The sequence below is a fragment of the Cupriavidus sp. HMR-1 genome, assembly GCF_000319775.1.
Taxonomy (GTDB): domain Bacteria; phylum Pseudomonadota; class Gammaproteobacteria; order Burkholderiales; family Burkholderiaceae; genus Cupriavidus; species Cupriavidus metallidurans.
In genome coordinates this window covers 1-24,232 of the sequence record NZ_ANKP01000033.1, presented here as the reverse complement: position 1 = coordinate 24,232, position 24,232 = coordinate 1, and the positions used below count along the sequence as shown (strand labels likewise).

Sequence of the window (24,232 nt, the reverse complement as noted above, 5' to 3'; positions counted from 1 at the left end):
CGGGTTCAGATTCAGGGTAGATGCGGCGCGGACTCAGCGTGGACCGTCGAAGGTCCGCCTACCTTCAGCGACCAACCGTTCGAGCAGTGGCGCAGGCTCCCAATGGGCGCCGTGCACATCCTGCAACGCGCGGATGCGGGTCAGCACGTGCGCCAGACCGAGTGTTTCCGCGTAGAACATGGGGCCGCCACGCCACGCCGGAAAGCCGTAGCCATGCACGTACACCACGTCGATATCGGAAGCGCGCTGTGCGATGCCCTCATCCAGGATGCGCGCGCCTTCATTGATCAATGCCAGCATGCAACGCTCGACGATCTCCTCGTCGGCAACCGGGCGCCGCGCAATGCCCGCCTCGCGCGCGCAGTCTTCGATCAACGCGTCGATCTGCGGGTCGGGGATCGGCGTACGGCTGCCAGGTTCGTAGCGGTAGTAGCCGCCGTTGGTCTTCTGCCCGAACCGGCCCAGTTCGCAGATTCGATCGGCCACCGCCGAGTACCGCAGGTGCGCCGGCCGCGTCGGCGCCAGCCGCTTTCGCGTGGCCCAGTTGATGTCCATGCCGGCCAGATCCGCCATTGTCAGCGGGCCCATCGCCATGCCGAACTGCGTCAATGCCCGATCGACCTGCAGTGGCGACGCGCCCTCTTCCAACAGGAAGCCGGCCTCGCGCCAGTAAGGCGTCAGCATCCGGTTGCCGACAAAACCTTCACACACCCGCACCAGCACCGGTATCTTGCGGATGCGCTGCGCCATCGCCATGCACGAGGCGATGACGTCGGCGTGGGTCGCCTGTCCGCGCACGACTTCCAGCAGCTTCATCACGTTCGCCGGGCTGAAGAAATGCAGGCCGATCACATCGCCCGGGCGTTTGGTCGACGCGGCGATCGTGTCGATGTTCAACCGCGACGTATTCGTCGCCAGGATCGCCGACGGCTTGCACAGCGCGTCCAGACGCTCGAAGATGGCCTGTTTCACGGCCATGTCTTCGAACACGGCTTCGACCACCAGATCGGCATCTGCGACGGCCTCGAACGCCAGCGTCGGCGTGATGCGCCCCATGCGCGCGTCAATCTGCTGCGGCGCCAGCTTGCCTTTCGCGGCGGTAATCTCGTAGTTGCGGCGGATCAGTGCCACGCCGCGGTCCAGCGCGGCCTGCTCGCGTTCGATCAGCATGACCGGAATGCCGGCGTTGACGAACGACATCGCGATACCGACGCCCATCGTCCCAGAACCGATGACGGCAACACGTTCGATCGGCCGCAGCGCCTGTCCCTTCCCTTCGGCAAACTTCGGCGCCTCGCGCTCGGCGAAGAAGATATGGCGCAGCGCCTTCGACTCGTTGCCCGCGACAAGCGCCTCGAACTGGGCGCGCTCGAATGCCAGCCCGTCGGCAATCGGCAGCTGCGTCGCGGCTTCGACGCACCGAATGCACGCATTCTGCGCGATCGCGTTGCGTGCCTTGCCGTTGATTGCAGCGATCCGCGTCCCGAAATCGACATCGCCGCCCGCCTTGACGGCCAACGCACTGGCAACCGGATGCGCCACCGCACGGGCGGCAGCACGCCGGCAAAAGTCGACCGCCAGTGCGACAACAGGTCCGGCATCCCGCGTGCCGCTCGGGCTCGCGTCTGCCACCGCATCGGCGAGACCGATACGCGCGGCGGTCTCGCCGCTGACGGGCACCCCTTGCTGAATCATGTCCAGCGCTTGTTCCACACCAACGAGCCGTGGCAGCCGCTGGGTACCGCCACCACCGGGCACGAGCCCGAGGTTGACCTCTGGCAGACCCAGGCTGGCGTCGGATGCCACCACGCGATAGTGGCAACCCATGGCCAGTTCCAGGCCACCGCCGAGCGCCACGCCGTGAATCGCAGCCACCACGGGCTTGCTTGCCGATTCGATCAGCGCCAGCACATCGCGCGACAGCGGCCGGGCGGTCGCGGCAGGCGTGTTGAACTGCCGGATGTCTGCGCCGCCGCAAAACGCCTTGCCGGCGCCTGCCAGCACAACCCCGGCCACGGTGGCATCCTGCAGCGCGCGCGTGATGCCGGCGTGCAGCCCGGCGCGCGTGGTATCGCCCAGGCCGTTCACCGGCGGGTTGTCGAGCCACAGCACGGCGACATCGCCCTGCTGTTGCCAGCTCACAGTGGAGGAAAGAGGAATGGATTCGATTGCGTGGGACATTGCTGCGATCTCGACTACGTTTCTTTGTAAGGCTGGTTTGGCCTTTACTGGCTGGATGCCAGGATGGCGGTGGCCTGGCTTGACAGCACACCACCATTGCCGTGCACCAACGCCGTTTCCACCTTGCTGACCTGCCGCTCGCCGGCCTCGCCGCGCAACTGGCTGACGGCTTCGATCACAAGAAAGATGCTGTACATGCCTGGGTGAATGCACGACAGCCCGCCACCATTGGTATTCATCGGCAAATCGCCGCCCGGCGCGATGCGGCCGCCCGAGATGAATGCACCGCCCTCGCCTTTCGCGCAGAAGCCCAGGTCTTCCAGAAACAGGATCGGGTTGATCGTGAAGGCGTCATAAAGCTCCACGACGTCGATATCGGCGGGCGTCAGACCCGCCTGCGCGAATGCCTTGCGGCCCGAGTCGATGGCCGGCGTGCGCGTCAGATCGTCCATGCAGGAAATCTGCCGATGCCAGTGTGCGTGTCCGACACCGAGCACATAGATTGGCTTCGCATGAAGACCCCGCGCACGGTCCGCGCGCGTGACGACGAAAGCGCCGGCGCCATCGGTCACCAGACAGCAATCGCGCACCGTCAGCGGGTCAGACACCATCTTGGCGTTGATCACGTCGTCGATCGTCAATGGGTCGCGCATGAAGGCGTCGGGATTGCGCTGCGCCCACTGCCGCGCTGCCACCGCCACTTCGGCCAGTTGCTTGCGCGTGGTGCCGAACTCGTGCATATGCCGGGCCGCGGCCAGCGCATAGCTGGTGACGGGATTGAACGGCTTGTATGGATGCTCGTACGGCTGCGGGTCGAGTTCGGCGCGCATCGCGTTGACGCGCGAACTACTGGGAATGCTGCGAGGATTGCTGCCGTAGCAGATCAGCACGTTGTCGCATTCGCCCGCCTCGATCGCCATGGCAGCGATGCGGATATCCGCGATGAACGACGAGCCGCCGAACATCGTGCTATCGGAGAACCGGGGCCGGATGCCGAGGTACTCTGACATGCGCATCACCCACCATGGCGATGTCAGGCTCGACGTGATAATGCCGTCGATATCGGCCATGCGCAGCCCGCTTGCCGCCACCGCGCGGTACGCGGCCTGGGCGATGATCTCCTGCTCCGTGCGGCCACCCGCATGACCGAGCCCTGCCAGCCCAGTGCCCAGAATCGCCACGCCACCACGATCGGTGGCCTTCAATGCCGCGCTCATTGTCGCTCCCCGGCCGGCGCGAACACCAGCAATGCGTCCTCGCCCGTGCGCAGCACCTGCGCCCTGACGCGGTGCCCGATCCTCACCGCGCCGGGATCCACGCCGATCACGCGGCTCATCATGCGCGGCCCCTCATCGAGATCGACCAGGCACACGTTGTAGTCCCCCTCCTTCTTGCGCACGACCGTGGTCGAATACACGGTGCCAAGACCGCTCGGCGCGACCCACTGCAACGCTACGGAGCCGCAATGGGGGCAAACAACGCGCGGAAAGAAGTGATGACGGCCGCAGTCGCGGCACTGGGGGATTTCGAACACGCCTTCGGAGAGGCACTGGAAATAGTGAGCGTCGGCAGACGTGGCTGCCGGGTCGCCGGATGGATGTGCAATCGTCATGGGGCCCTTATTGCTCGATCTGCACGCCGGTGATCTTGACCATGTTCTGCCACTTGGCCACTTCGGTCTCGACGTACTTGCGGAATTCGACTGGATTCAGATTGCCCGCCGCCTCGGCGTTCTGCTTCCTGAGTTTCGCCACCATGTCCGGCGACGACATGATCCGGTTCACCTCGGTATTCAGGCGCGTGACGATAGCGGCCGGCGTTCCGGCCGGTGCGTACAGCCCCAGCCAGGTATAGGCGTCGAAGTTCTTGTACCCGGCCTCGGCAATCGTCGGCACATCGGGGAACAGCTTGCTGCGCTCCAGGCTGGTCACGGCGATCGGGCGCAGCTTGCCGGCGGCGATGAACGCGGAGACGCTCATCGAATCCTGGAATACCACCGGAATCTGGCCGGCCACGGCATCACTGGTGGATGGCGACGCACCCTTGTATGGCACGTGCACCAGCGGCGCACCGGTCATATGGCGGAACAGCTCGCCCGCGAGATGGGTGGAGCCTCCCACGCCCGCGGAACCGTAGGGCACGCTGCCCTGGGCCTTGGCCCACGCCACGAACTCGGGCACGGTATGCGCCTGCACCGACGGGTTCACCACGAGCATGTTCGGCGCCTTGGCAATCAGGGCAATCGGCTCGAAGTCCAGGACCGGGCGATACCGCACGGTCTTCTGCACGGCCGGGCCAATCACGTGCCCGGTGGCGCTGAGCAGCAGCGTGTAGCCGTCATTCGGCTTGCGGGCGACGTATTCCGTGGCGAGTTGTCCGGCAGCGCCGGGGCGGTTCTCCACCACGAAGCTCTGCTTGAACGTCTGGCTCAGTTCGGCCGCGAGCATGCGGCCAACGATATCGGTCATGCCGCCGGGCGCGAACGCCACCACGATCGTGACCGGCTTGGTTGGCCACGTATCGGCATGTGCCGGAGCCAGGGAAGTACCGCCTAGTGCGAATGAAAAGCCAATGGCCGCCATGAGGCGACGGCGCCGAAAGCCGTGTTGCATCGATGTCTCCTGCCTTGTCGTTATTCGCCAGGGCTGTGCCGCCCGTGCGTTGGGAATGCCGGGCGCCAGTTTATTTTTGAGGACAGGAAACCACTATCCGAAAGTTTCGAAGCGCGCGTTCGTGGATTTTCAAGGCTTGCATGTCCGGCGCAGGGTGCACAATGCTGCACAGGGATCGGGAGCCGCATTCGGGGGCGCCTCAGCCGGTCTGGCAGACCGTGCCACCCCACCGAACAGCGAACTGTTTTTCCCTCCACTTTGATGTTTTCGATGTGGGGTGCCCCACTCTGGTGCTAAGCTTCGTGCCTGTTCGAAACATCCAGCCACAAGCTCAATTGTTAGGACATTTCGGCTTGCCTCCCAGTCCCGCCGCCTGACGCGGGGTCCCCATCGGGATTTCCCGGGTTTCCATGCCGCGGCGCCCACCAGACACGCCATTCGGAGCGACCCTTCCGCCACACCCACTGCGTGGCGCAGGCGCCGCACATCGCATCAAGAAAATTCAGAGACATCGTGACTTCTCGCACCCTCGATTCCTTCCTGGCCGGGGTCTCCCGGCGTGACCCCAACCAGCCCGAATTCTTCCAGGCCGTGAAGGAGGTCATGATGACCTTGTGGCCGTTCGTCGAGCGCAACCCGCGCTATGGCGATCAGGCCCTGCTGGAACGGCTGGTGGAACCGGAACGCGTGATCCAGTTCCGCGTGGCATGGACCGACGACCGCGGCCAGGTGCAGGTCAACCGCGCCTTCCGCGTGCAGCACAGCTCCGCGATCGGCCCGTACAAGGGCGGGATGCGCTTCCACCCGACCGTGAACCTGTCGGTGCTGAAGTTCCTGGGCTTCGAGCAGACTTTCAAGAATGCGCTGACCACCCTGCCCATGGGCGGCGGCAAGGGCGGTTCGGACTTCGACCCGAAGGGCAAGTCCGACGCTGAAGTCATGCGCTTCTGCCAGGCGCTGATCACCGAGCTGTATCGTCACCTGGGACCGGACACGGACGTGCCGGCCGGTGACATCGGCGTGGGCGCGCGGGAAGTCGGCTTTATGGCCGGCATGATGAAGAAGCTGTCGAACCAGTCAGCCTGCGTGTTCACTGGCAAGGGTCTGGCCTTCGGCGGCAGCCTGATGCGTCCCGAGGCCACTGGCTACGGCACGGTGTACTTCGCGCAGGAGATGCTGCATCGTCGCGGCCGTGAGTTCGACGGGCTGCGCGTGCTGCTGTCCGGCTCGGGCAACGTGGCGCAATACGCCGCCGAAAAGGCGATCGAACTGGGTGCCAAGGTGCTGACGGTGTCGGACTCCGGCGGCGTGTTGCACTTCCCCGAGGGCATGAATCGCGAGCAACTGGACGCGCTGATGACGTTCAAGAACGACACCCGTGGCCGCCTGTCCGACTTCGCCGAGCAGCATGGCCTGCGCTTCGAATCCGGCAAGACGCCGTGGCACGTGCCCGCCGACGTAGCGCTGCCGTGCGCCACCCAGAACGAACTGAACGGTCACGATGCCGAGCGCCTGCTGTCGAACGGCGTGTTCTGCGTGGCCGAAGGCGCCAACATGCCGTCGACGCTGGACGCCGTGGACCGCTTCGTGGCCGCGCGCATCCTGTACGCACCGGGCAAGGCCAGCAACGCTGGCGGCGTGGCAACCTCGGGTCTGGAGATGTCGCAGAACGCAATGCGCATGGCCTGGCATCACGCCGAGATCGACGAGAAGCTCCACGCCATCATGAAGGACATCCACGGCAACTGCATCCACTACGGCCAGAAGGAAGACGGCTACATCAACTATTTGGAAGGCGCCAACATCGCCGGCTTCGTCAAGGTGGCGGATGCCATGCTGGCGCAGGGCGTGATCTGATCCCGCGGTCGGTCGGGCAGCTGGTCTAACCAGACACCCCGATTGCCAGCCGGGGGAGGAATGCGACGAGGCTTGCCTCGTCGCATTTTCTTTGTCCGCTGCGCAGCCACGCATCGTCAGGTAGGATTGGCGCTCACCCTGATCGCGTCGGTCGGCTCCACGCGCTCCGTGTGCAGCGGAGAACACAAGATGGAATACATCAACACCCTGCTGGCACTGACCGGCGTCATGATGCTGAGCGTCGCCAGCCCGGGACCGAATTTCATGATCGTCACATCGACGGCAGTGGCGTCTCGGCGTGCAGGGGTGATCACCGGCCTCGCGCTTGGCGCAGCCTCGGGCACCTGGGCCCTGATCGCGATCGCCGGACTCGGCCTGATCGTCACGCACGTGGCATGGATCGGCACGGCGCTCCGGATCGCAGGCGCCGCCTACCTGATCTGGCTCGGGGCAAAGATGATCCTGACCGCGCGCCACCCGCTAAACGCGCCGCCCCTCATTGCGCCAACCGGCTGGACCGCCGCGAAGAAGGGGTATGTCGTCAGCATGACCAACCCCAAGGCCGTGGCGTTCTACGGCAGCATCTTCGCGTTGATGGTTCCCGCGCACGCGCCGGCATGGTTCCACGTCGCTGTCATCGCCATTGCTGTCGCGGTATCGTCCGCGTGGTACTGCGGCATGGCGCTGCTCGCTTCGCACCCTGCGGTTCACCGGTTACTGATGCGGCGCAAGGCCGTGCTGGATTCCGTGGTTGGAGGACTGCTGATAGTACTTGGCGGACGGATGCTGGCGGCGCGCTAAAGCCATGCCTTCCCCGCCAATTCACCGGGAATGCGACGGGGACGGGAGAAAATCGCCATCGGCCACCATCGGCCACCATCGGCCTACTGATAGTCGAACGTAAAAACCATCGTACCCCTCACGGTGCCCGGACTGGGTCTGGCCGAAAGACTGTGGTACCGGAACGCATAGCGATACGAGGACATGCCGTTGGCTGGAATGTTGCCAAGAGGATTGCGCGCTTGCAGGGGTACGGGGGAATAAGTGCTGCCATCGATCAATTGCACGCCGACCCCGCTGGCCATGTCGGCCGCGCCTTCGTTCTGGATGCCCAGCACGCCCATGGAAGCGGACCTGACAGGCGTCCCGCCGGCGCCATCGAAGGATATGCCCACAACTGCCGCGCCATCGCATGTAAGCCCGATGGAGAATGGCGCAAAGCCCGTCGTCGAACCGTTCCCGGAGAGACTCGATGCCGTGGCATCCGGAAGGGTAACGGTCGTCGGAGCACGCCTGGTGCAGGTAATCTGACGTGGCGTGGCGCTGCCGGTGAAGCCGATGTGGTTCCCCCCACGGCCCAGGCCGACTGCTGAACGATAAACGCCAAAACCAAAAAGCGTTTGTGCGGGGTCCAGGCTGCCTTGACCGATCGCTCCCGTTTTCACGAATTCGATGGAAACGGACACCGCATACGAAAGGTCAGCCGCCAGCGCTCCCAGAGCAGCCGCTCTTGTATCGCAGGCAACACCGATAGCATTGATCATAGGCTGTCCCACGGCGTTCCGTAGCCGAATGCCAATGCCGGCGACACCTGTCGAATACACGCCTGGGGTGATTTCTCTACCGCTGCCGTAATAGCACGCAATGATCGGCGCCCCCGCATAGATCGATTGATTGCCATCCGCGACACATCGACCGCTGAACGTGTAGTTTCGCCTCGTACCCGGGATCTCCGCGCCGACCGCAAGGTTAACCGCCACAGCCATATTGTTCATGGCCTGCAAGTACGGCATGGAAGTCGATGACGAGCAGGCTCCCAGTGCATGGGCAGCGCCAGGAACAGCCACGAAGGCCAGTACACACAGCATCTTCTTGAGTGTCTCAATCCATACTCGTCGAATCATCACGCTCCCCCAGTTCACGCCATCCTCACAGCCACCACCGGCTACGACCATTTGTTGCAATCCTGATGCAATGGCTTCCGACGTGAAATCGTAGAATCCCTAAATTGCCGCCCAGCGGTCAGGTTCACAATGAGGTGCGGCAATGCGAGCACACGGAGAGAATCGACTAAGATGGCGGCCTCTATCGATCCACGCTGCCCTGCCAGCCCTATCATGGCCCGCCTCAAACTCGACCTGCCCGCCGAGCAGTTCTGCTATTCCACTCACCTGACCGTTCGCGTTACCGACATCAACTCGGCCAATCACCTGGCCAACGACTCGATGATTTCGATGATCTCGGAGGCACGGGCCCGCTTTCTCTTCGAATACGGCAGCGAGGGCGACCGCGTGGACGGTGCGGGCATCATAGTCACCGACCTGGCCACGATGTATCGCAAGGAAGCCCACGCACGCGACCAACTTCTGTTCGAAGTGGGCGTGATGGATTTCAACAAGTACGGCGGCGACATCATCTTCCGCATCACGCGCCCGCAGGATGGCGCGCTGATCGCCATGGCCAAATCCGGCTTCGTCTTCTTCGATTACGCCACTACGCGCGTGGTGCCGATGCCCGATGGCTTCGCCGCGCGCTTCCCAAAGGTGAACTGGGTCGATTGAGCCGACCGAATCAACACAAGCCCCGCGCCCAAAGGCGTGGGGTAGTCCTGCCCTCCCCCCCTTTTTGCCTGCCCGCGCCCGGAACGATGCGGCTGTAATCTCGCCGCAATCGAAGCGAAATGTCTGCATTTCTATACTCGCCGCTCCAATTCAATAACTGGAGAGAGAGTTCATGAATGTTCGTCACGGCGTTGCGATGGCAACCCTGGGGATGATTGCAGGCACCGCATCCGCGCAATCCAGCGTCACGCTTTATGGGGTCGCCGACGTTGGCATCGAGTACCTCAGCAACGTGCCTTCCGCCAACGGCGGCGCCAGCCAGGTACGAATGGCGTCCGGCAACATGTCCACATCCCGCTGGGGCATTCGTGGTGTCGAGGATCTCGGCGGCGGCCTGAAGGCGATCTTCGATCTCGAAAGCGGTATTTCAGTTGATACCGGTGCGCAGAACAACCGGACCCGGCTGTTCGATCGTACCTCTATCGTAGGTCTGAGCAGCAAGTACGGAACCGTCACGCTGGGCCGCCAGACCACCCCGCTGTATGACACCGCGATCCAGCTCGACCCGATGGGCTTTGCGCCGCGGTACTCGCTCTACAAGAGTGACGACGTGCTGGCCGGACGCGCGGACAACTCGATCAAGTACCGTGGCACGTTCAACGGACTGACCGCCAGCGGCCTGTACAGTTTCAGCCGAACCGGCGGCGGAGAGGTTCCCGGCAACTACACCGTCGACCGCAATCTCGGTATCTCGCTGGCCTATGAGGTGAGTTCCTTCGCGATCGGCGCGGTATATGACGAGTACCAGGGCTCCACACTTGCTACCGCCGAACGCAAGGACCGCCGCATGCTGGTCGGCGCGAGCTACGCCTTCGGCCCGGCGAAGGCCTTCATCGGCTATCGCTGGTACAACGGCAATGTCGGCGCCATGCCGACCGACCGCTCGGATCTGTACTGGGCGGGTCTGCGCTACAGCGTGACGCCCGCGCTGAAGCTGACCGGCGCGGCGTACTACACGAACATGCGCAACTCCGGGGCCGACCCGATCATGTTCGTCGCCTCGGCGGACTATGCATTCTCCAAGCGCACGGACGTGTACATGAATGCCGGCTACGCGCTGAATCGCGGCAACTCCCAGCTCGGCATGAACGGATTCAACGCGCCGAGCGGCAGCCCGACCAACGTCGTTCCCGGCAAGGACCAGACTGGCCTGGTGGTCGGCGTGCGCCACAAGTTCTGAAGCGCCGAACGATCGGCAGCATCGACACTTTCTTGCGAGGGCAAGAGGGTTCTTGGCCTCCGGCTTCCGGAGGCCTTTTTTGTTTGCCATCGCCCGGGAAGGACGTGCGCGCGATCCACCAGCCAACGCACATGGCGACCTGCCGCGGCGCCGTTTTCCTTGATCGGTATCAAACGGAGGATTACCAAGCCTCGCCACTGTCATCAGACGCAATGCTTATGGCATGAAATGCAAAGTCTGGCGTGCACGCAACTCCTACCTTCATGCCAACGCCACGCGCGTTGAATCACCACATCAAAACGATAGGAGACAGATCTTGGCAACGTCCGGCATTCCCTTTCGCATTTTCCTTCGCAATACCCTTTGCGTTCCCCCTCGCGCCACCCAGTGCGCACCCGTGACCTTCGAGGAGGCACGCTGATGCGCATCGAACCAATGACCGCCAGCATCGGCGCCGAACTCGTGGGCGTCAGGCTTTCCGATGCGATTCATGACGATGGCCTGTTCGACGAAATTCGTGCCGCGCTGCTGCGACACAAGGTGCTGTTCCTGCGCGACCAGGACATCTCCCGCGCCGAACATGTGGCATTCGCCGAGCGCTTCGGCAAGCTCGAGGATCACCCGGTCGCCGGCAGCCATCCCGATCATCCGGGGCTCGTGCAGATCTACAAGCGGCCGGACCAGCCGATGGATCGCTACGAGAACGCCTGGCATACCGATGCCACGTGGCGTGAGGCGCCACCTCTGGGTTGCGTGCTGCGCTGCGTGGAATCACCCGAGATCGGCGGCGACACAATGTGGACCAACATGGTGCTCGCCTACGAGAACCTGCCCGCTCATATCAAGACGCAGATTGCCGGCCTGCGCGCGCGGCACAGCATCGAGGCGAGCTTCGGTGCTGCCATGCCGATCGAGAAGCGCCTGGCGCTGAAGGCGCAGTACCCCGACCCCGAACATCCCGTCGTGCGGGTCCATCCCGAGACTGGCGAGAAGGTCCTCTTCGTCAATGCGTTCACCACGCACTTCTCCAACTTTCATACGCCCGCGCACGTGCGCTACGGACAGGACTACAACCCGGGCGCGGGCGAACTGCTGCGCTACCTGATCAGCCAGGCATTTATTCCCGAGTACCAGGTGCGCTGGCGCTGGAAGGCCAACAGCATGGCGATCTGGGACAACCGGAGCACCCAGCACTACGCGGTGATGGACTACGCACCGTGCCATCGCAAGATGGAGCGCGCCGGCATCATCGGCGACAAGCCCTTCGGCATCGGCGAAGGCGAAGTCAAGGCAGAGTCGGCGCAGCCGGCCACGGCCTGAACGTTCAATTCCACGGAGAGAGACATGGATTTCATCGACGGTTCGATGTTCCCGGAAAACCAGCAGAAGCTCGTCATTACCGCCGCGCCGTATGGGCCCGAGTGGATACCTTCCGATTTTCCGGAAGACATCCCGGTGACGATGGAGCAGCAGATCCAGAAGGCGGTGGACTGCTATAACGCCGGTGCCACCGTGCTGCACGTTCACGTGCGTGAAGTGGACGGCAAAGGTTCCAAGCGGCTGTCCAAGTTCAACGAACTGCTGGCCGGCATCCGTGCCCGCGTGCCGGACATGATCCTGCAGGTGGGCGGATCGATCTCGTTCGCGCCGGAGACCGAGGGCGACGTGGCCAAGTGGCTGTCGGACGATACGCGCCACATGCTGGCCGAGCTGAAGCCGACGCCGGACCAGGTGACCATCGCGATCAACACCAACCAGATGAACGTGGTGGAACAGATGTGCGCGGCCGACGTGGCGGGCACGTCGCTGGCCGAACCGGCCAACTACCGCGCCTATCGCGAAATGACGATTCCGGCCGGCCCGGAGTGGGTGGAGGAGCATATCCGCCGGCTCAGCATCAACGGCATCCAGACCCACTTCCAGCTTGCCAACATCGCGCAACTGGAAACGGTGGAACGGATGATGCGCCGGGGCAGCTGCAATGTGCCCCTGATCCTGACCTGGGTGGCGATTGGCGGCGGCTTCGAGGCGCCTAACCTCTACAACCTCGCCAACTTCGTGCGCGCTTGCCCGAACGGCTCGGTGCTGACGCTGGAAACGTCGATGCTGAACGTGCTGCCGCTGAACATGATGGCGATTGCCATGGGACTGCATGTGCGCTGCGGCATCGAGGACAACCTCTGGGCGCAGCGACGCGACCGCAAGATCGGCACAGTCGAGCAGATCGAGCAGCTCGTGCGCATCTCGCGCGAGTTCGGCCGGGATGTCGCCAACGCGAAGGAAGCGCGCGAGATCTACAAGATCGGGACGTTCTACGACAGTGCCAACGAGACGTTGGCGGAGAACGGCTTCGCGCCGAACCGCAAACCCGGCCAGGTAGGCTTTACACAGCACGCACGCCGCTAAGGCCCTAAGACCCTAGGGCCATCCTGCTCGCCAATGCCCCGACAGCCGACCTGGCAGTCGGGGCATTGGTCGTCCCACGGATTGCAAGTGACTCCGGCAACGCGGTAATTCCCACTGGGTGATAGGTGTCATACGCACCGGCACCTTGTCACGACCTACCGATCCGCGCAAACTTCCCCAGATCGACAGCTTTCCTTCCTGGGGTAACGGGTATGCAGACCAGCGCGCGCAATCAGTTTTCCGGTGTCGTTGCACAAGCCACGGCTGGCGCCGTCAACGACGAGATCATCATTGCCATCAACGGTGGCCAGCAGATCGTCGCCACCGTCACACACGACAGCGCCGCCCGCCTGGGCCTGAAGACCGGTGCCAAGGTCGTCGCGCTGGTCAAGGCAACGTCCGTCATCGTGATGGTCGATGCGGATGCCACCAAGGTTTCGGCCCGCAACTTCGTGCAAGGCAAGGTCACGAATCTGACCAAGGGCGCCGTCAATGCCGACGTGACAATCACAGGTGACAACGGCATGGCCGTCGCCGCAATCATTACTAACGCAAGCGTCGACCGGCTGGGCCTGGCTGTCGGCAAGCCGGCAGCAGCCATGTTCAAGGCATCGAGCGTGATCGTTGGCGTGGACAACTGAGCCGACTTCCGCGCGACCAGAACGGTCAGCGGAAACATGAAAAAAGCTCCGGTGACGATGCCGTCCACCGGAGCATGGGCCTTGCCATAGCGATCAGCAATCGGCAATCGGCAATCGGCAATCAGCCCTGCATGACGTACTCGCCGGGCGCATCCCGGAGCGAACCCGGCGCGGAGTCGCGTAGCGCGCAGCGGCCCGAGGACTGCTCGGCCAGCCACTCGTGCCAGCACGGCCACCATGAACCGTCATATCTGGTGGCCTCTTCGGCATAACGATCTGGATCCTTGTATTCACCGTTCGGCGCCCGGGTGGCCACACGGTAGCGGCGACCCTTGTGGCCCGGCTCCGAAACAACACCCGCGTTGTGACCGCCAGACGTCAGCACGAAGGTCAGCGCGTTGTGCGTCAGCAGATGCAGCTTGTAGGCGGATTTCCACGGCGCCACGTGATCGTGCTCGGTGCCAACCACGAACATCGGCGCCTCGACATCGGCCATGGCCACGGGGTAACCATCCACGCAGAACCGGCCTTCGGCCAGTTCATTGCGGAGGAAGAGCCGTGACAGCACTTCGCTATGCATGCGATACGGCAGGCGTGTCGTATCGCGGTTCCAGGACATCAGGTCATTGGGGCGATCGCGCTCGCCCAGCAGGTACTCCCGCAGCACCCGAGACCAGACCAGATCCCTGGCACGCAGCATCGAGAAGGCCTGCGCCATCTGGAAGCCATCGAGGTACCCCTGCTTGCGCATCAGCGCATCGAGCGTCGACAACGCGCTGTCATCGATGAACAGGCCAAGCTCGCCGGGTTCGTCGAAGTCGGTTTCCGTTGCAAATAGCGTCACGCTGCGCAGGCTGTCGTCCTTGTCGCGCGCCAGCTTCGCGGCGGCAATCGCCAGCAGCGTGCCGCCCAGGCAATACCCCACGGCGTGTACCTGTTCCTGGCCGCAGCGCTCGCGCACGGTGGTCAGCGCGGTGAGCAGGCCCTGCTTGAGGTAGTCATCGAGGCTGGTATCACGTGCCTCGGCGCCCGGGTTGCGCCATGACAGCATGAACACCGTGTGACCCTGGTCCACGAGGTACTTCACCATCGAGTTCTGAGGCTGAAGATCGAGGATGTAGTACTTCATGATCCACGACGGCACGATCATGACCGGCTCGCGATACACGGAATCGGTAGTCGGACTGTACTGGATCAGCTCGAACAGATCATTGCAGTAGACGACCTTCCCCGGCGTGAGCCCCACATCGCGACCCACCACATACGCGTGCGGCAGCCGCCCGATCGGCAGATGCAGCCGCTCGCCGACCGCGTCATAGAGATCCTCGACGAAGTTCCCGGCGCCGCGAACGAAGTTGGCGCCCCGCGTCTGCATCGTGGCATCCAGAACCGTCGGGTTCATCCACCAGACATTGCTGGGAGACATCATGTCGAGCCATTGGCGCGCGCAGAACGCCGCGATCCGCTGATGATGCGGAGAGAGCCCGTCGATGTCGCTGGTCAGCGCCATCCACAAGGACTCAAGCCGCAGGAAGCCATCGCGCAAGACGCAGTACGGCCAGTTTTCCCAGCCCGGCGCGGAAAAGCGCTGATCGGTGACGACCGGCGGACGCGGCATGAACGGCGGCGCCAGCGAATACTCGGCGGCGGCCGTGGCCTGCCATTGCAGCGCGGCCCGCCAGCGCTTGCCTGGCGAAGCTGCCAGATGCATGGCCCAGTCGGTCCAGGCTAGCGCCAGCGACCCGAAGGAAACACCACCGGTCATCGAGGCGAGCAATGCCCTGACCTGTTCGTCATAGGCGACGTCGGGCCGCAGCGGCTGGGGTTCCGGGCAGGTAGCAGCCGCCGGAGCAGGGGAAGCCGCCGGCGCCAATTTTGCCGGTGCCGATACGGCAGCCTTCCGTGCAGCCGGAACCGAAGGGGTTGATGTCGATGGCTTGGGTGAGGTGGCCTTCGCCCGTTTGGCGGGCGGGGCCTGTTCGATCAGCGTATCCGTGGCGTGTTCGAGGGCGACTGGCTTCTTGGGGCGCATGGTTCAATCCATATGTTGGCCACCATTGATGGCAAGGTTGGCGCCGGTCACGTACGCGCCATCGTCCGAGCAGAGGTAGCTGATCAGCGCGGCCACTTCTTTCGGCTGGCCCAGGCGGCCGACCGGAATCTGAGGAATCACGTGCTGATCGAGCACGTCCTGCGGCACTGCCCTCACCATCTTCGTATCGAGATAGCCGGGAGAAACGGTGTTGACCGTCACGCCCTTGCTGGCCAGCTCCAGCGCCAGCGATTTGCTGAATCCGTGGATGCCTGCCTTGGCCGCGGCATAGTTAGTCTGGCCAAACGCGCCCTTCGAGCCGTTGATCGACGAGATATTCACGATCCGGCCCCAGCGACGCTCCACCATGCCTTCACAGAAAGGCTTGCTCATGTTGAACACCGAATCGAGGTCCGTGGACATCACGGCGCGCCAGGCTTCGTGCGTCATCTTGCGCAAGGTGGAATCGCGCGTGATGCCGGCATTGTTGATCAGGACGTCCACCGGGCCCACCTCGGCCAGAATCCTGGCCGCGCATTGCTGGCAGGATTCGAAGTCGGCCACATCCACCGGGTAGGCCACGAACTCGCGTTGCTGCGTACTGTGTTCGCGCAGCCAGGTCGCGACATGATCGTTGCCAAGCGAATGCGTGACGACCACGCGGAAACCGTCGCTCAGCAGCCTTTCAGCGATGGCCTCGCCCAGACCGCCCATGCCGCCCGTCACTACCGCAATGCGTCCGGAGCTCATGATGCCGCACCGCCCTTGGCGGAGCGCGAGCGGGCGGCGCTGGTCGCAGTCGTGGTGGACTCGCTGGGCGGTACCACCCCAAACGGCGTCATCTTTCCGAGTCGCTCGTAGAACTCGGCCAGGGATGCTGACAGCGGATCGAGCACCGCAGCAGCAGCGCCATTGACGTTGCCGTTGCCCCTTGCCGTCTCGCTGGTGGTCTCGACTCGCTTCACCCAGTCACTGCCACATTCCCGGCACTGCTCAAGCCACGCCGACGTCGCTTCGACCAGGACCTTGCCGTAGGCCCGTGCCAGCGCGGCCTGGGCCTCTGCCTGATCTGTCAGTGTCTGTGCCTGCGCGGCTTGCAACGAGGCCCAATCGGCCACCCCCGCCATACGGCTTTGCGCACTATGCATCGCGGTCAGGCGATGCTCCAGGCTCTTCAGATGGGTCTCGATCAGGTTGCGGCGGGTTTCAGCCGCAAGCGCCGCGAACTTGTAACTGTTCTCGAGAAACGCACGGGCCGCATCCAGCATCGGATCGGTGGTCGCAGAACGGAGCATTGCCATTGCTATCTCCTTGAGTTGACGTGATGGGGTGACGATCCGTCATTCGATCGAGTCTAGGCATAGGGCTAGGCCACCAATTGACGTATGTCAAGTTTGATGGGAATGTAGAAATCCATCGAACATTGCAGAAAGTCCGACACCCTTTTACCCAAAGGGTTGCACTTGAATGCACTAAACTTGGCCGATTCCTGTATTGAACGCGCCGGTCAAGTCGAATAGCTCCCGCGCCGCCGATTCGATCTCCGGCTTGTGGAGCGCGCAGGCCTCCATTCCGGCCTCGTATGGAAGTGGGGACGCTATGCACATGCAACCTGCCGTGCTACCGGAAAGTCTGGGGATCGTCTGATCCAACCGCATCCACCTACGCCCCCTTAAATTGATGCGAATCAATCTTGCTGACCCTCTTCCCACTACGCTGAGATACAAGAACGCAAGGGCATTGAATAAGGAAGCGCGCATGGATGACGCAGCATTGACCTACGCCTTACTGCAACCCAGTGCATATCCCCCGCCGGTTCAGGACGTTCAGGTCATCGAAACGCATATCTCGCGGGTGTTCCTGGCGGGGCCATTCGCCTACAAGGTCCGCAAGCCCGTCAAATTCGATTTCGTGGATTTCTCGACCCCGCAAGCCCGGCACGCTGACTGCGAGGCAGAACTGCGCCTGAACCGCCGCTTCGCCCCGGCGCTTTACCTTGATGTTCTGCCAATCGTCGCGGGCGAAACCCCGGGTGCCGTCGTCGTCGGTGGCAGGGGCACACCGCTGGAGTACGCGGTCAGGATGCGACGGTTCGCACAGCACGATCTACTCATCGACATGATCGGCGCAGGCCGCCTGGGGCCGGATCACATCGACGTGCTCGCCAGGGACATCGCGATCTTTCATGGTGCGCAACCGCGCGCTGCCCCACACGAAGGCTTCGGCACGCCGGCCAGTATCGACGCCACGCTTGAAGAATGCCTGGACGGCCTGGCGCGGCTGACCTTCGACCGAAACATGACAGACCGCGTCGCGAACGCCGCGCGCGCACGGGTTGCGGCACTGCAAGACGCATTTCAGGCGAGACTGCGCCACGGCCATGTTCGCGAGTGTCATGGCGACCTGCACCTGGGCAACATCGTCCTGCTCGACGGCAATCCGACGCCCTTTGACTGCCTCGAGTTCGAACCGCGCCTGCGCTGGATCGACACGGCCAGCGATATCGCATTCCCGTTCATGGATCTACTGCACCACGGCCGGCCGGACCTTGCCTATCGGTTGCTCAACGGCTATCTGGAGCGCCATGGCGACTATGCCGGGCTGGCAGTGCTGCCGTTCTACGTCGCCATGCGGGCGCTCGTACGCGCGCGCGTGCGACTGGAGCGTGCCCGGCAACGCCATGTCGAAAGCACTGCGCTTGATCTCGTACACGTCGAATGCCGCGCCCTGCTGAATCTGGCGCTCCGGTTTCTGACGTTGCCCGCCGCCCCCCTGTGGGTGATGCACGGCCTCTCCGGTAGCGGGAAATCGACCGTCGCGGCAACCATGAGCGAAACACGCGCCATGGTGCGCGTCCGCTCCGACGTGGAACGCAAGCGGTTGCGCAACGCAAATGCGCAGCAGGAAGCCAGGTATTCGGACAGTGTGACGGCACGCACGTATCATCGCGTGCTGGCCATTTGCAGGCTGGGCTGCACGGCAGGCTTTCCGATGATCGCCGATGCGACATTCCTCTCGCATGACCAGCGCGCCCGCTTCGCAAATCAGGCACGTCGATTGGGAGTACGGTTCTTCATCGTCGATTGCAAAGCGCCAGTCGAAACCTTGCGCGCGCGCATCGTCGCCCGGGCACAGGCACGCCAAGACCCGTCGGACGCGGATCTGGCCGTGCTTGCCCTGCAACTGCGCGCGCATGACCCTCTGACCACGGAAGAACGCACCCACGTGGTGCCCGCCGATCACCCGGGCTAGTGCCATCGGCATCGGCATCGGCATCGGCATCGCCCTGCCTGTCCCTACGACCGCACTCGCTGCAGTTCGTCAATGCGGCGTTGATAGCTCCGCATCAGGCAGGCCTTGTCCACACACACGTTGCGTGAATCGCGGAGCCACGTCCGTTGGTCTGCCCGCAGCCGCGCCTTGTTGCTCGATGTCTTCATCTTCTGATCGTAGATCCGCGCCAGCTGGTCGTCGGCGCGGGTCAACTCCGCATCTCCGCATATGAGCTGCCCCGCGACGGATGTCAGCTTGCTGCAGCCAAAGCTCCGGGCAAGCGCATCCTTCGCGCCGCTCCGCCCTTCCAATCGCCCTGGCTTGCATAGCCCCTGCAGCGACTTGCAAGCGATGTTCGGGCCGACCCAGGCCATTTCGGTAGCGCCATACTTGTCAACGAAGCGATTGATGGCCGCGTGGCTGACGCCTCTCAGCATTGCGTTTGCCGCGATGATCTCATTGCAGAGCGAGTCCTCTGCATAGGTATTGCCCTCGTGACGGTAGCAGCTATGGAAGCCCAGCATGCCGCTCCCGACAACGCTTCGACGTGCCCCCGAGGCGAACAGGATCGACGCACAGGCGGACGCGCATTTCGCGCCATTGGGGACCACGGTATAGATGCGCGCCTTGTCCATGACGTCGACCATGCGGAAGGCGGCCTCGACATTGCCACCCGGACTGTCCAGGATGAACACGACGAGCCCTTCGTCGTCGCGATCGGCCCGTTTCACTGCTGACTGAAACCGCTTTGCATCACCGTCGTCGATCCGTCCTTCCCCGACCACCATTTTCATGTTGAGCTGTGGCTGGTAGTAGATCCTGAAGCCCATTGCCGCAGCCACGCCGGGAGCAGCCAGCACCGCGACCAAGCAAAGCCACGGCAGCAGCCGCTGCAGCACGGATCGCGCCGCACTGTTATTGCTTGCCTGGCCCACGATGCCTCGCATTCGCCATCTCCCTGGAAAGCGGACAGCATAGCCTCGAATCCGTCTCCCGAGCGCATGCGGCTTCGCGGCGCCTCGCCGCGGTTGCCGCCAGTCCGCCATGGATTATCCGGACGCCATTCGGCGCCGAGTTAGGGTAATGTGTGCGTGTCCACAGCCTGCGGCGTCACTTCGCCTGCGCGGTTGCGGGCGATCCCCCGGCCAGACGCGCGCGGACACGGGGCGACTTAAAGGAGACATCCATGATTTCCCACGTGGCCGCCGCCGGGCGCGCTTCGCGAGGCGGCACGTCCAGTGAGGCCCCGGAGACCGATCAGCCCGGACTGATCGCCCAAGCGCACGAGCGTTCGAAATCGTATGGCCTGCGGCCCCATGAATCGCCCGAGTTCTTCCCCGCGCGGCCAAGCGAGCTGAAGACGCAGATCGAGCGCAGCCAGTCGCTGTTCACCCACGCGCTGCCTGTCATGGAGACGCTCCACAACCAGATCGTCAACACGCAAAGCATGGTGATCCTGACCGACTCGGCTGGATTGATCCTGCATTCGCTTGGTGATGATGACTTCCTGGCCAAGGCCAGCAAGGTGGCCTTGCAGCCGGGCGCGCTATGGTCCGAGGAGAGCCGGGGCACCAACGCCATCGGCACGGCGCTGGCCGAGGGCCGGCCCACGCTGGTCCACGCCGCCGAGCACTACCTGGAAGCCAACCGGTTCCTCACCTGCTCCTGCGCGCCGATCCTCGACCCGTACGGCAGGACCGTCGGCGCGCTCGACGTCACCGGCGATCATCGCGGCTTTCACAAGCACACCATGGCCCTGGTGCGCATGTCGGCGCAGATGATCGAGAACCAGTTGTTCGCCAATGCCTTTCAGGACGTGGTGTGCGTGCACTTCCACTCGCGGCCGGAGTTCATCGGCACACTGGTCGAAGGCATCGCCGCTTTCACGCCCACCGGGCGCTTTCTCTCCGCCAACCGGAGCGGCGTCTTCCAGCTGGAATTGTCGATTGGCGCATTGCAGGTGCATACCTTCTCATCGCTGTTCGGCATGTCGATGCCCCAACTGATCGACTCGGAACGCGGCGCGCCCGCCGGCACCGTCCAATTGCAGCTGCAGAGTGGCGTGAAGGTGTACGCGCGCGTGGAGTGGAAGCGGCCCGCCAGCCAGATCGCACGCGTCACCATAAACCGCGATGTGGCCCGCCAGCGCGATACAACGCCAGCCCGCCGACCGGGCGACGGGACGTCGCAGCCAGACGGTCTGGATGCCCTCGATACTGGCGACACCCAGATCAAGAGCGTCATCGGCAAGCTGCGCAAGGTCATCGGCAAGGACATTCCGATCATGGTGCTGGGCGAGACCGGCACCGGCAAGGAGTTGCTGGCCCGTGCCATCCATGCCGACAGCCCACGCCGCGCCGGGCCATTCGTCGCCGTCAACTGCGCGTCGATTCCCGAGGCATTGATCGAGTCCGAACTGTTTGGCTACGAAGAGGGGGCATTCACGGGCGCGAGAAAAAAGGGCGGCATCGGCAAGATGGTGCTGGCCAATGGCGGCACACTGTTCCTCGACGAGATCGGCGATATGCCACTGCATCTGCAAGCGCGGCTGCTGCGCGCGCTACAGGAGCGTACGGTGTCGCCGCTGGGCAGCAACAAGCTGGTTCAGGTCGACGTCGCCGTGGTTTGCGCCACGCACCGTAACATGCGCGAGATGATGGCCAGCGGCCAGTTCCGCGAGGACCTGTACTACCGCCTGAATGGATTCGTGGTGCGTCTGCCGGCGTTGCGCGAGCGTGACGACCTGGATGCCGTGGCGCAGAGGCTGCTGCAACAGGACCATGCGAATGCGCTGCCGCTCAGCGAACCAGTGGCACGGATGCTGCGCGGCTATCACTGGCCCGGCAATATCCGCCAGCTCGCCAACCTGCTGCGCACCGCGCAACTGATGGCCGAGGGATCGCCTGAAATCACGGAAGACCATCTGCCTGACGACTTCCTCGAAGACTGGCGCGCGCGACACGCGGCGGAGCCGAACGGAGACGATACCCGCCCCAGTCGCCTCGCCGACATCGAAAGCATGGCCATCCTGACTGCGCTGAAGGCCCACGACGGCAATATCTCGGCGACGGCCAAGGCGCTCGGCGTTTCACGCAATACCGTCTACCGCAGAATCGAGGAAGCGGGCGGCCTGCCGCCGCAAAGCGACTGACCACCCTTCCCGATGACGGGAGCGGAAGCATCCGCCCCCGTCAGCCATCGGAAGGAGATCAGAAGAAGCCCAGCGGCTGCGTGTCGTAGCTGACCAGCAGGTTCTTGGTCTGCTGGTAGTGGTCGAGCATCATCTTGTGGGTCTCGCGGCCCACGCCCGACTTCTTGTACCCGCCGAAAGCAGCGTGAGCGGGATACAGGTGGTAGCAGTTGGTCCACACACGCCCCGCCTGGATGGCGCGGCCCACACGGTAGGCGCGGTTGATGTCGCGCGTCCACAGCCCCGCGCCCAATCCGTACTCGGTGTCGTTAGCGATCCGAACGGCCTCCGCCTCATCCTTGAATGTGGTCACGGCGATGACCGGCCCGAAGATTTCCTCCTGGAACACGCGCATGTCGTTGCGGCCCTTGAGCAGCGTCGGCTTGATGTAGTAGCCCTTGGCAAGGCTGCCGGGCATGACCTCCACATCGCCACCGACCAGGCATTCGGCGCCCTCTTCCCGGGCGATGTCCAGATAGCCGCGAATCTTGTTGTACTGCTGCTCGGACGCCTGCGCGCCGACCATGGTCTCGGTGTCGAGCGGATCGCCGCGTTTGATGGCGGCCACCTTGGTCATCACGGCATCCATGAAGCGGTTGTAGATGGATTCCTGCACCAGCGCGCGCGACGGGCACGTGCACACCTCGCCCTGGTTGAAGAACCCCAGCACCAGCCCCTCGGCCGCCTTCTCGATGAAGCTCGGCTCCGCCTGCATGATGTCCTCGAAGTAGATGTTGGGTGATTTGCCTCCCAGCTCCACGGTCGAAGGGATGATGTTCTCGGCCGCGCATTTGAGAATGTGCGAACCGACGGGGGTCGACCCGGTGAAAGCGATCTTGGCAATGCGCTTGCTGGTTGCCAGTGCCTCTCCGGCCTCCTTGCCAAAGCCGTGCACCACGTTCAGCACGCCCGGCGGCAGCAGGTCGCCAATCAGCTCCATCAGTACGTTGATCCCCAGCGGGGTCTGCTCGGCCGGCTTGAGCACGATGCAGTTGCCAGCAGCCAGCGCGGGCGCCAGCTTCCATGCCGCCATCAGCAAGGGAAAGTTCCACGGGATGATCTGGCCCACCACGCCCAGCGGTTCGTGGATGTGGTACGCCACGGTGTGCTCGTTCAGCTCGGCCGCCGAGCCTTCCTGCGCGCGGATGCAGCCGGCGAAGTAGCGGAAATGGTCCACGGCCAGCGGAATATCGGCATTGAGCGTCTCGCGCACTGGCTTGCCGTTGTCCCACGTCTCGGTGACGGCCAGCAGTTCGAGGTTTTGTTCGATGCGGTCGGCAATCTTCAGCAGGATCAGCGAGCGGTCCTGTACCGCGGTGCGGCCCCAGGCGCCCGCCGCGGCGTGGGCGGCATCGAGCGCAAGGTTGATGTCCTCGGCGGTCGAGCGCGGAAATTCGGCGATCGCCTCACCGGTCACCGGCGTGGTGTTGGTGAAGTACTGGCCCTTGACAGGCGGCACGAACTCGCCGCCGATGAAGTTGCCGTAGCGCGGCTTGAACGAAACGATGGCGCCGGGGGTGCCGGGATGGGCGTAACGCATGGACTGTCTCCTGATGGATGAGTGACGACGCCAGCGTTCTGGTCTGATTCTGCGTGGCGTCCATGCGTTATCTGCAAAACCCGGGCCACCTTCCGTCGTGGCCCGTTCAAGCCGGAATCCGGTCGATACGCCCCGGTGGCAACGGAAAAACTGTTCAAGAATGGAACACCGGCTGTTCCAGGGATCAACAGCCGGCGGCTGCCGCCCTCACCGCTCAGCGGCTCAGCGCTGCGACGGCGTCGCACCTGCGGCAGGGAACCGCATCCGCGCGGCCAGACCGCCCAGCGAGGAGCGCTTCAGTTCGAACGCCCCGTCGTACATCGCGCAGATATCGCGCACGATAGACAGGCCCAGCCCACTGCCCTCGACGGATTCGTCCAGCCGGGAGAAGGGCTGCATGGCCTGATGCATGGAGCTTGCGGGCATGCCCGGGCCATCGTCGTCGACGCAAATCTCGATCCCCGATTCCTGCGATACCAGCGTCACGCGGATATGCGTGTTCGCCCATTTCCAGGCGTTGTCCAGCAGGTTGCCGAGCATCTCGACAAGATCCTGCCTGTCACCGAAGAAGTCGGCATTGCCTTCCACACTCACTTCAATCGGCTTGCCCGCATGAAGCCGCACAAGCGCGCGGGCCAGTTCCTCGACCGCCGGGCGGATCGCAACGCTCCGCCCGCCCGCGCCGGCGGCACCCACTGC

Annotated in this window: 20 protein-coding genes; 9 read left to right on the top strand and 11 right to left on the bottom strand. The window is 63.7% G+C overall.

What is annotated here, in order from left to right:
* Window positions 1-33 precede the first annotated feature (33 nt).
* Genes D769_RS04550 through D769_RS04535 form a run of 4 tightly spaced genes read right to left on the bottom strand, consistent with a single transcriptional unit; the run spans window position 34 to window position 4,793 of the window.
* Window positions 34-2,181 (bottom strand): 3-hydroxyacyl-CoA dehydrogenase NAD-binding domain-containing protein, encoded by a 2,148-nt coding sequence (locus D769_RS04550; protein WP_008642514.1) that lies wholly within the window; start codon window positions 2,179-2,181, stop codon window positions 34-36.
* 44 nt (window positions 2,182-2,225) lie between these two features.
* Window positions 2,226-3,398, bottom strand: a complete 1,173-nt coding sequence (locus tag D769_RS04545; protein WP_008642511.1) for a thiolase — start codon at window positions 3,396-3,398, stop codon at window positions 2,226-2,228.
* On the bottom strand, window positions 3,395-3,793 hold the full coding sequence (locus D769_RS04540; RefSeq protein ID WP_008642509.1) for an OB-fold domain-containing protein: 399 nt from the start codon (window positions 3,791-3,793) through the stop codon (window positions 3,395-3,397). Before D769_RS04540 ends, D769_RS04545 begins: the two co-directional genes overlap by 4 nt.
* A 7-nt stretch (window positions 3,794-3,800) precedes the next feature.
* The gene (locus D769_RS04535; protein ID WP_008642508.1) at window positions 3,801-4,793 is read right to left on the bottom strand and encodes a tripartite tricarboxylate transporter substrate binding protein; all 993 of its coding nucleotides are present in this window, start codon (window positions 4,791-4,793) and stop codon (window positions 3,801-3,803) included.
* 513 nt (window positions 4,794-5,306) lie between these two features.
* Between D769_RS04535 and gdhA the strand changes: the two genes are divergently transcribed.
* On the top strand, window positions 5,307-6,650 hold the full coding sequence (gdhA, locus tag D769_RS04530; RefSeq protein WP_008642507.1) for an NADP-specific glutamate dehydrogenase: 1,344 nt from the start codon (window positions 5,307-5,309) through the stop codon (window positions 6,648-6,650).
* 189 nt (window positions 6,651-6,839) lie between these two features.
* A complete protein-coding gene (locus D769_RS04525) occupies window positions 6,840-7,451 on the top strand; it encodes a LysE family transporter (RefSeq protein WP_008642506.1) in 612 nt (203 codons plus the stop codon).
* A gap of 83 nt (window positions 7,452-7,534) precedes the next feature.
* Here the strand turns inward: D769_RS04525 and D769_RS04520 are convergent, their stop codons facing one another.
* Window positions 7,535-8,605 (bottom strand): fimbrial protein, encoded by a 1,071-nt coding sequence (locus D769_RS04520; RefSeq protein WP_008642505.1) that lies wholly within the window; start codon window positions 8,603-8,605, stop codon window positions 7,535-7,537.
* A 162-nt stretch (window positions 8,606-8,767) separates the two neighbouring features.
* Between D769_RS04520 and D769_RS04515 the strand changes: the two genes are divergently transcribed.
* The 5 genes from D769_RS04515 to D769_RS04495 all read left to right on the top strand — a co-directional run bounded on the left by D769_RS04515 (window position 8,768) and on the right by D769_RS04495 (window position 13,498).
* A complete protein-coding gene (locus tag D769_RS04515; protein WP_008642504.1) occupies window positions 8,768-9,211 on the top strand; it encodes a thioesterase family protein in 444 nt (147 codons plus the stop codon).
* A gap of 172 nt (window positions 9,212-9,383) precedes the next feature.
* Complete coding sequence (locus D769_RS04510) at window positions 9,384-10,451, top strand: porin (protein ID WP_008642502.1); 1,068 nt, start codon at window positions 9,384-9,386, stop codon at window positions 10,449-10,451.
* 420 nt (window positions 10,452-10,871) lie between these two features.
* Window positions 10,872-11,771: a TauD/TfdA family dioxygenase gene (locus tag D769_RS04505; protein WP_008642500.1), complete on the top strand. Its 900-nt coding sequence runs from the start codon at window positions 10,872-10,874 to the stop codon at window positions 11,769-11,771.
* Between the two features lie 24 nt (window positions 11,772-11,795).
* The gene (locus tag D769_RS04500) at window positions 11,796-12,857 is read left to right on the top strand and encodes a 3-keto-5-aminohexanoate cleavage protein (protein ID WP_008642499.1); all 1,062 of its coding nucleotides are present in this window, start codon (window positions 11,796-11,798) and stop codon (window positions 12,855-12,857) included.
* 212 nt (window positions 12,858-13,069) lie between these two features.
* Window positions 13,070-13,498, top strand: a complete 429-nt coding sequence (locus D769_RS04495) for a TOBE domain-containing protein (RefSeq protein ID WP_008642498.1) — start codon at window positions 13,070-13,072, stop codon at window positions 13,496-13,498.
* Window positions 13,499-13,619: 121 nt separating this feature from the next.
* Here D769_RS04495 and D769_RS04490 read toward each other — a convergent pair whose 3' ends face one another.
* From D769_RS04490 to D769_RS04480, 3 genes are read right to left on the bottom strand one after another with little or no spacing between them, the layout of a single operon-like run.
* Window positions 13,620-15,530, bottom strand: a complete 1,911-nt coding sequence (locus D769_RS04490) for an alpha/beta fold hydrolase (protein WP_008642497.1) — start codon at window positions 15,528-15,530, stop codon at window positions 13,620-13,622.
* Window positions 15,531-15,533: 3 nt separating this feature from the next.
* Complete coding sequence (gene phbB / locus D769_RS04485; protein ID WP_008642495.1) at window positions 15,534-16,280, bottom strand: acetoacetyl-CoA reductase; 747 nt, start codon at window positions 16,278-16,280, stop codon at window positions 15,534-15,536.
* Window positions 16,277-16,831, bottom strand: a complete 555-nt coding sequence (locus D769_RS04480) for a hypothetical protein (RefSeq protein ID WP_008642494.1) — start codon at window positions 16,829-16,831, stop codon at window positions 16,277-16,279. The genes phbB and D769_RS04480 overlap by 4 nt, the downstream gene beginning before the upstream one ends.
* Before the next feature lie 457 nt (window positions 16,832-17,288).
* Between D769_RS04480 and D769_RS04475 the strand changes: the two genes are divergently transcribed.
* Window positions 17,289-18,782, top strand: coding sequence for a bifunctional aminoglycoside phosphotransferase/ATP-binding protein (locus D769_RS04475; protein WP_008642492.1), 1,494 nt, complete (start codon window positions 17,289-17,291; stop codon window positions 18,780-18,782).
* Window positions 18,783-18,826: 44 nt separating this feature from the next.
* On the opposite strand, the gene D769_RS04470 is transcribed toward D769_RS04475, so the two are convergent.
* Complete coding sequence (locus tag D769_RS04470) at window positions 18,827-19,750, bottom strand: lysozyme inhibitor LprI family protein (RefSeq protein ID WP_008642491.1); 924 nt, start codon at window positions 19,748-19,750, stop codon at window positions 18,827-18,829.
* Between the two features lie 239 nt (window positions 19,751-19,989).
* On the opposite strand from D769_RS04470, the gene D769_RS04465 reads away from it, so the two are divergent.
* On the top strand, window positions 19,990-21,954 hold the full coding sequence (locus tag D769_RS04465) for a sigma-54-dependent Fis family transcriptional regulator (protein ID WP_008642489.1): 1,965 nt from the start codon (window positions 19,990-19,992) through the stop codon (window positions 21,952-21,954).
* A gap of 58 nt (window positions 21,955-22,012) precedes the next feature.
* Here the strand turns inward: D769_RS04465 and D769_RS04460 are convergent, their stop codons facing one another.
* Window positions 22,013-23,533, bottom strand: coding sequence for an aldehyde dehydrogenase family protein (locus D769_RS04460; RefSeq protein ID WP_008642488.1), 1,521 nt, complete (start codon window positions 23,531-23,533; stop codon window positions 22,013-22,015).
* Between the two features lie 222 nt (window positions 23,534-23,755).
* Window positions 23,756-24,232, bottom strand: a 477-nt coding sequence (locus D769_RS04455; RefSeq protein ID WP_008642486.1) for an ATP-binding protein, incomplete at its 5' end; no start/stop codon positions are given.

Excerpts from the sequence above, each read along its gene's own strand:
- D769_RS04550 (WP_008642514.1), bottom strand. The coding sequence starts at position 2,181 with ATGTCCCACGCAATCGAATCCATTCCTCTTTCCTCCACTGTGAGCTGG.
- D769_RS04545 (WP_008642511.1), bottom strand. The coding sequence starts at position 3,398 with ATGAGCGCGGCATTGAAGGCCACCGATCGTGGTGGCGTGGCGATTCTG.
- D769_RS04540 (WP_008642509.1), bottom strand. The coding sequence starts at position 3,793 with ATGACGATTGCACATCCATCCGGCGACCCGGCAGCCACGTCTGCCGAC.
- D769_RS04535 (WP_008642508.1), bottom strand. The coding sequence starts at position 4,793 with ATGCAACACGGCTTTCGGCGCCGTCGCCTCATGGCGGCCATTGGCTTT.
- D769_RS04525 (WP_008642506.1), top strand. The coding sequence starts at position 6,840 with ATGGAATACATCAACACCCTGCTGGCACTGACCGGCGTCATGATGCTG.
- D769_RS04520 (WP_008642505.1), bottom strand. The coding sequence starts at position 8,605 with ATGGTCGTAGCCGGTGGTGGCTGTGAGGATGGCGTGAACTGGGGGAGC.
- D769_RS04515 (WP_008642504.1), top strand. The coding sequence starts at position 8,768 with ATGGCCCGCCTCAAACTCGACCTGCCCGCCGAGCAGTTCTGCTATTCC.
- D769_RS04510 (WP_008642502.1), top strand. The coding sequence starts at position 9,384 with ATGAATGTTCGTCACGGCGTTGCGATGGCAACCCTGGGGATGATTGCA.
- D769_RS04505 (WP_008642500.1), top strand. The coding sequence starts at position 10,872 with ATGCGCATCGAACCAATGACCGCCAGCATCGGCGCCGAACTCGTGGGC.
- D769_RS04500 (WP_008642499.1), top strand. The coding sequence starts at position 11,796 with ATGGATTTCATCGACGGTTCGATGTTCCCGGAAAACCAGCAGAAGCTC.
- D769_RS04495 (WP_008642498.1), top strand. The coding sequence starts at position 13,070 with ATGCAGACCAGCGCGCGCAATCAGTTTTCCGGTGTCGTTGCACAAGCC.
- D769_RS04490 (WP_008642497.1), bottom strand. The coding sequence starts at position 15,530 with ATGCGCCCCAAGAAGCCAGTCGCCCTCGAACACGCCACGGATACGCTG.
- phbB (WP_008642495.1), bottom strand. The coding sequence starts at position 16,280 with ATGAGCTCCGGACGCATTGCGGTAGTGACGGGCGGCATGGGCGGTCTG.
- D769_RS04480 (WP_008642494.1), bottom strand. The coding sequence starts at position 16,831 with ATGGCAATGCTCCGTTCTGCGACCACCGATCCGATGCTGGATGCGGCC.
- D769_RS04475 (WP_008642492.1), top strand. The coding sequence starts at position 17,289 with ATGGATGACGCAGCATTGACCTACGCCTTACTGCAACCCAGTGCATAT.
- D769_RS04470 (WP_008642491.1), bottom strand. The coding sequence starts at position 19,750 with ATGCGAGGCATCGTGGGCCAGGCAAGCAATAACAGTGCGGCGCGATCC.
- D769_RS04465 (WP_008642489.1), top strand. The coding sequence starts at position 19,990 with ATGATTTCCCACGTGGCCGCCGCCGGGCGCGCTTCGCGAGGCGGCACG.
- D769_RS04460 (WP_008642488.1), bottom strand. The coding sequence starts at position 23,533 with ATGCGTTACGCCCATCCCGGCACCCCCGGCGCCATCGTTTCGTTCAAG.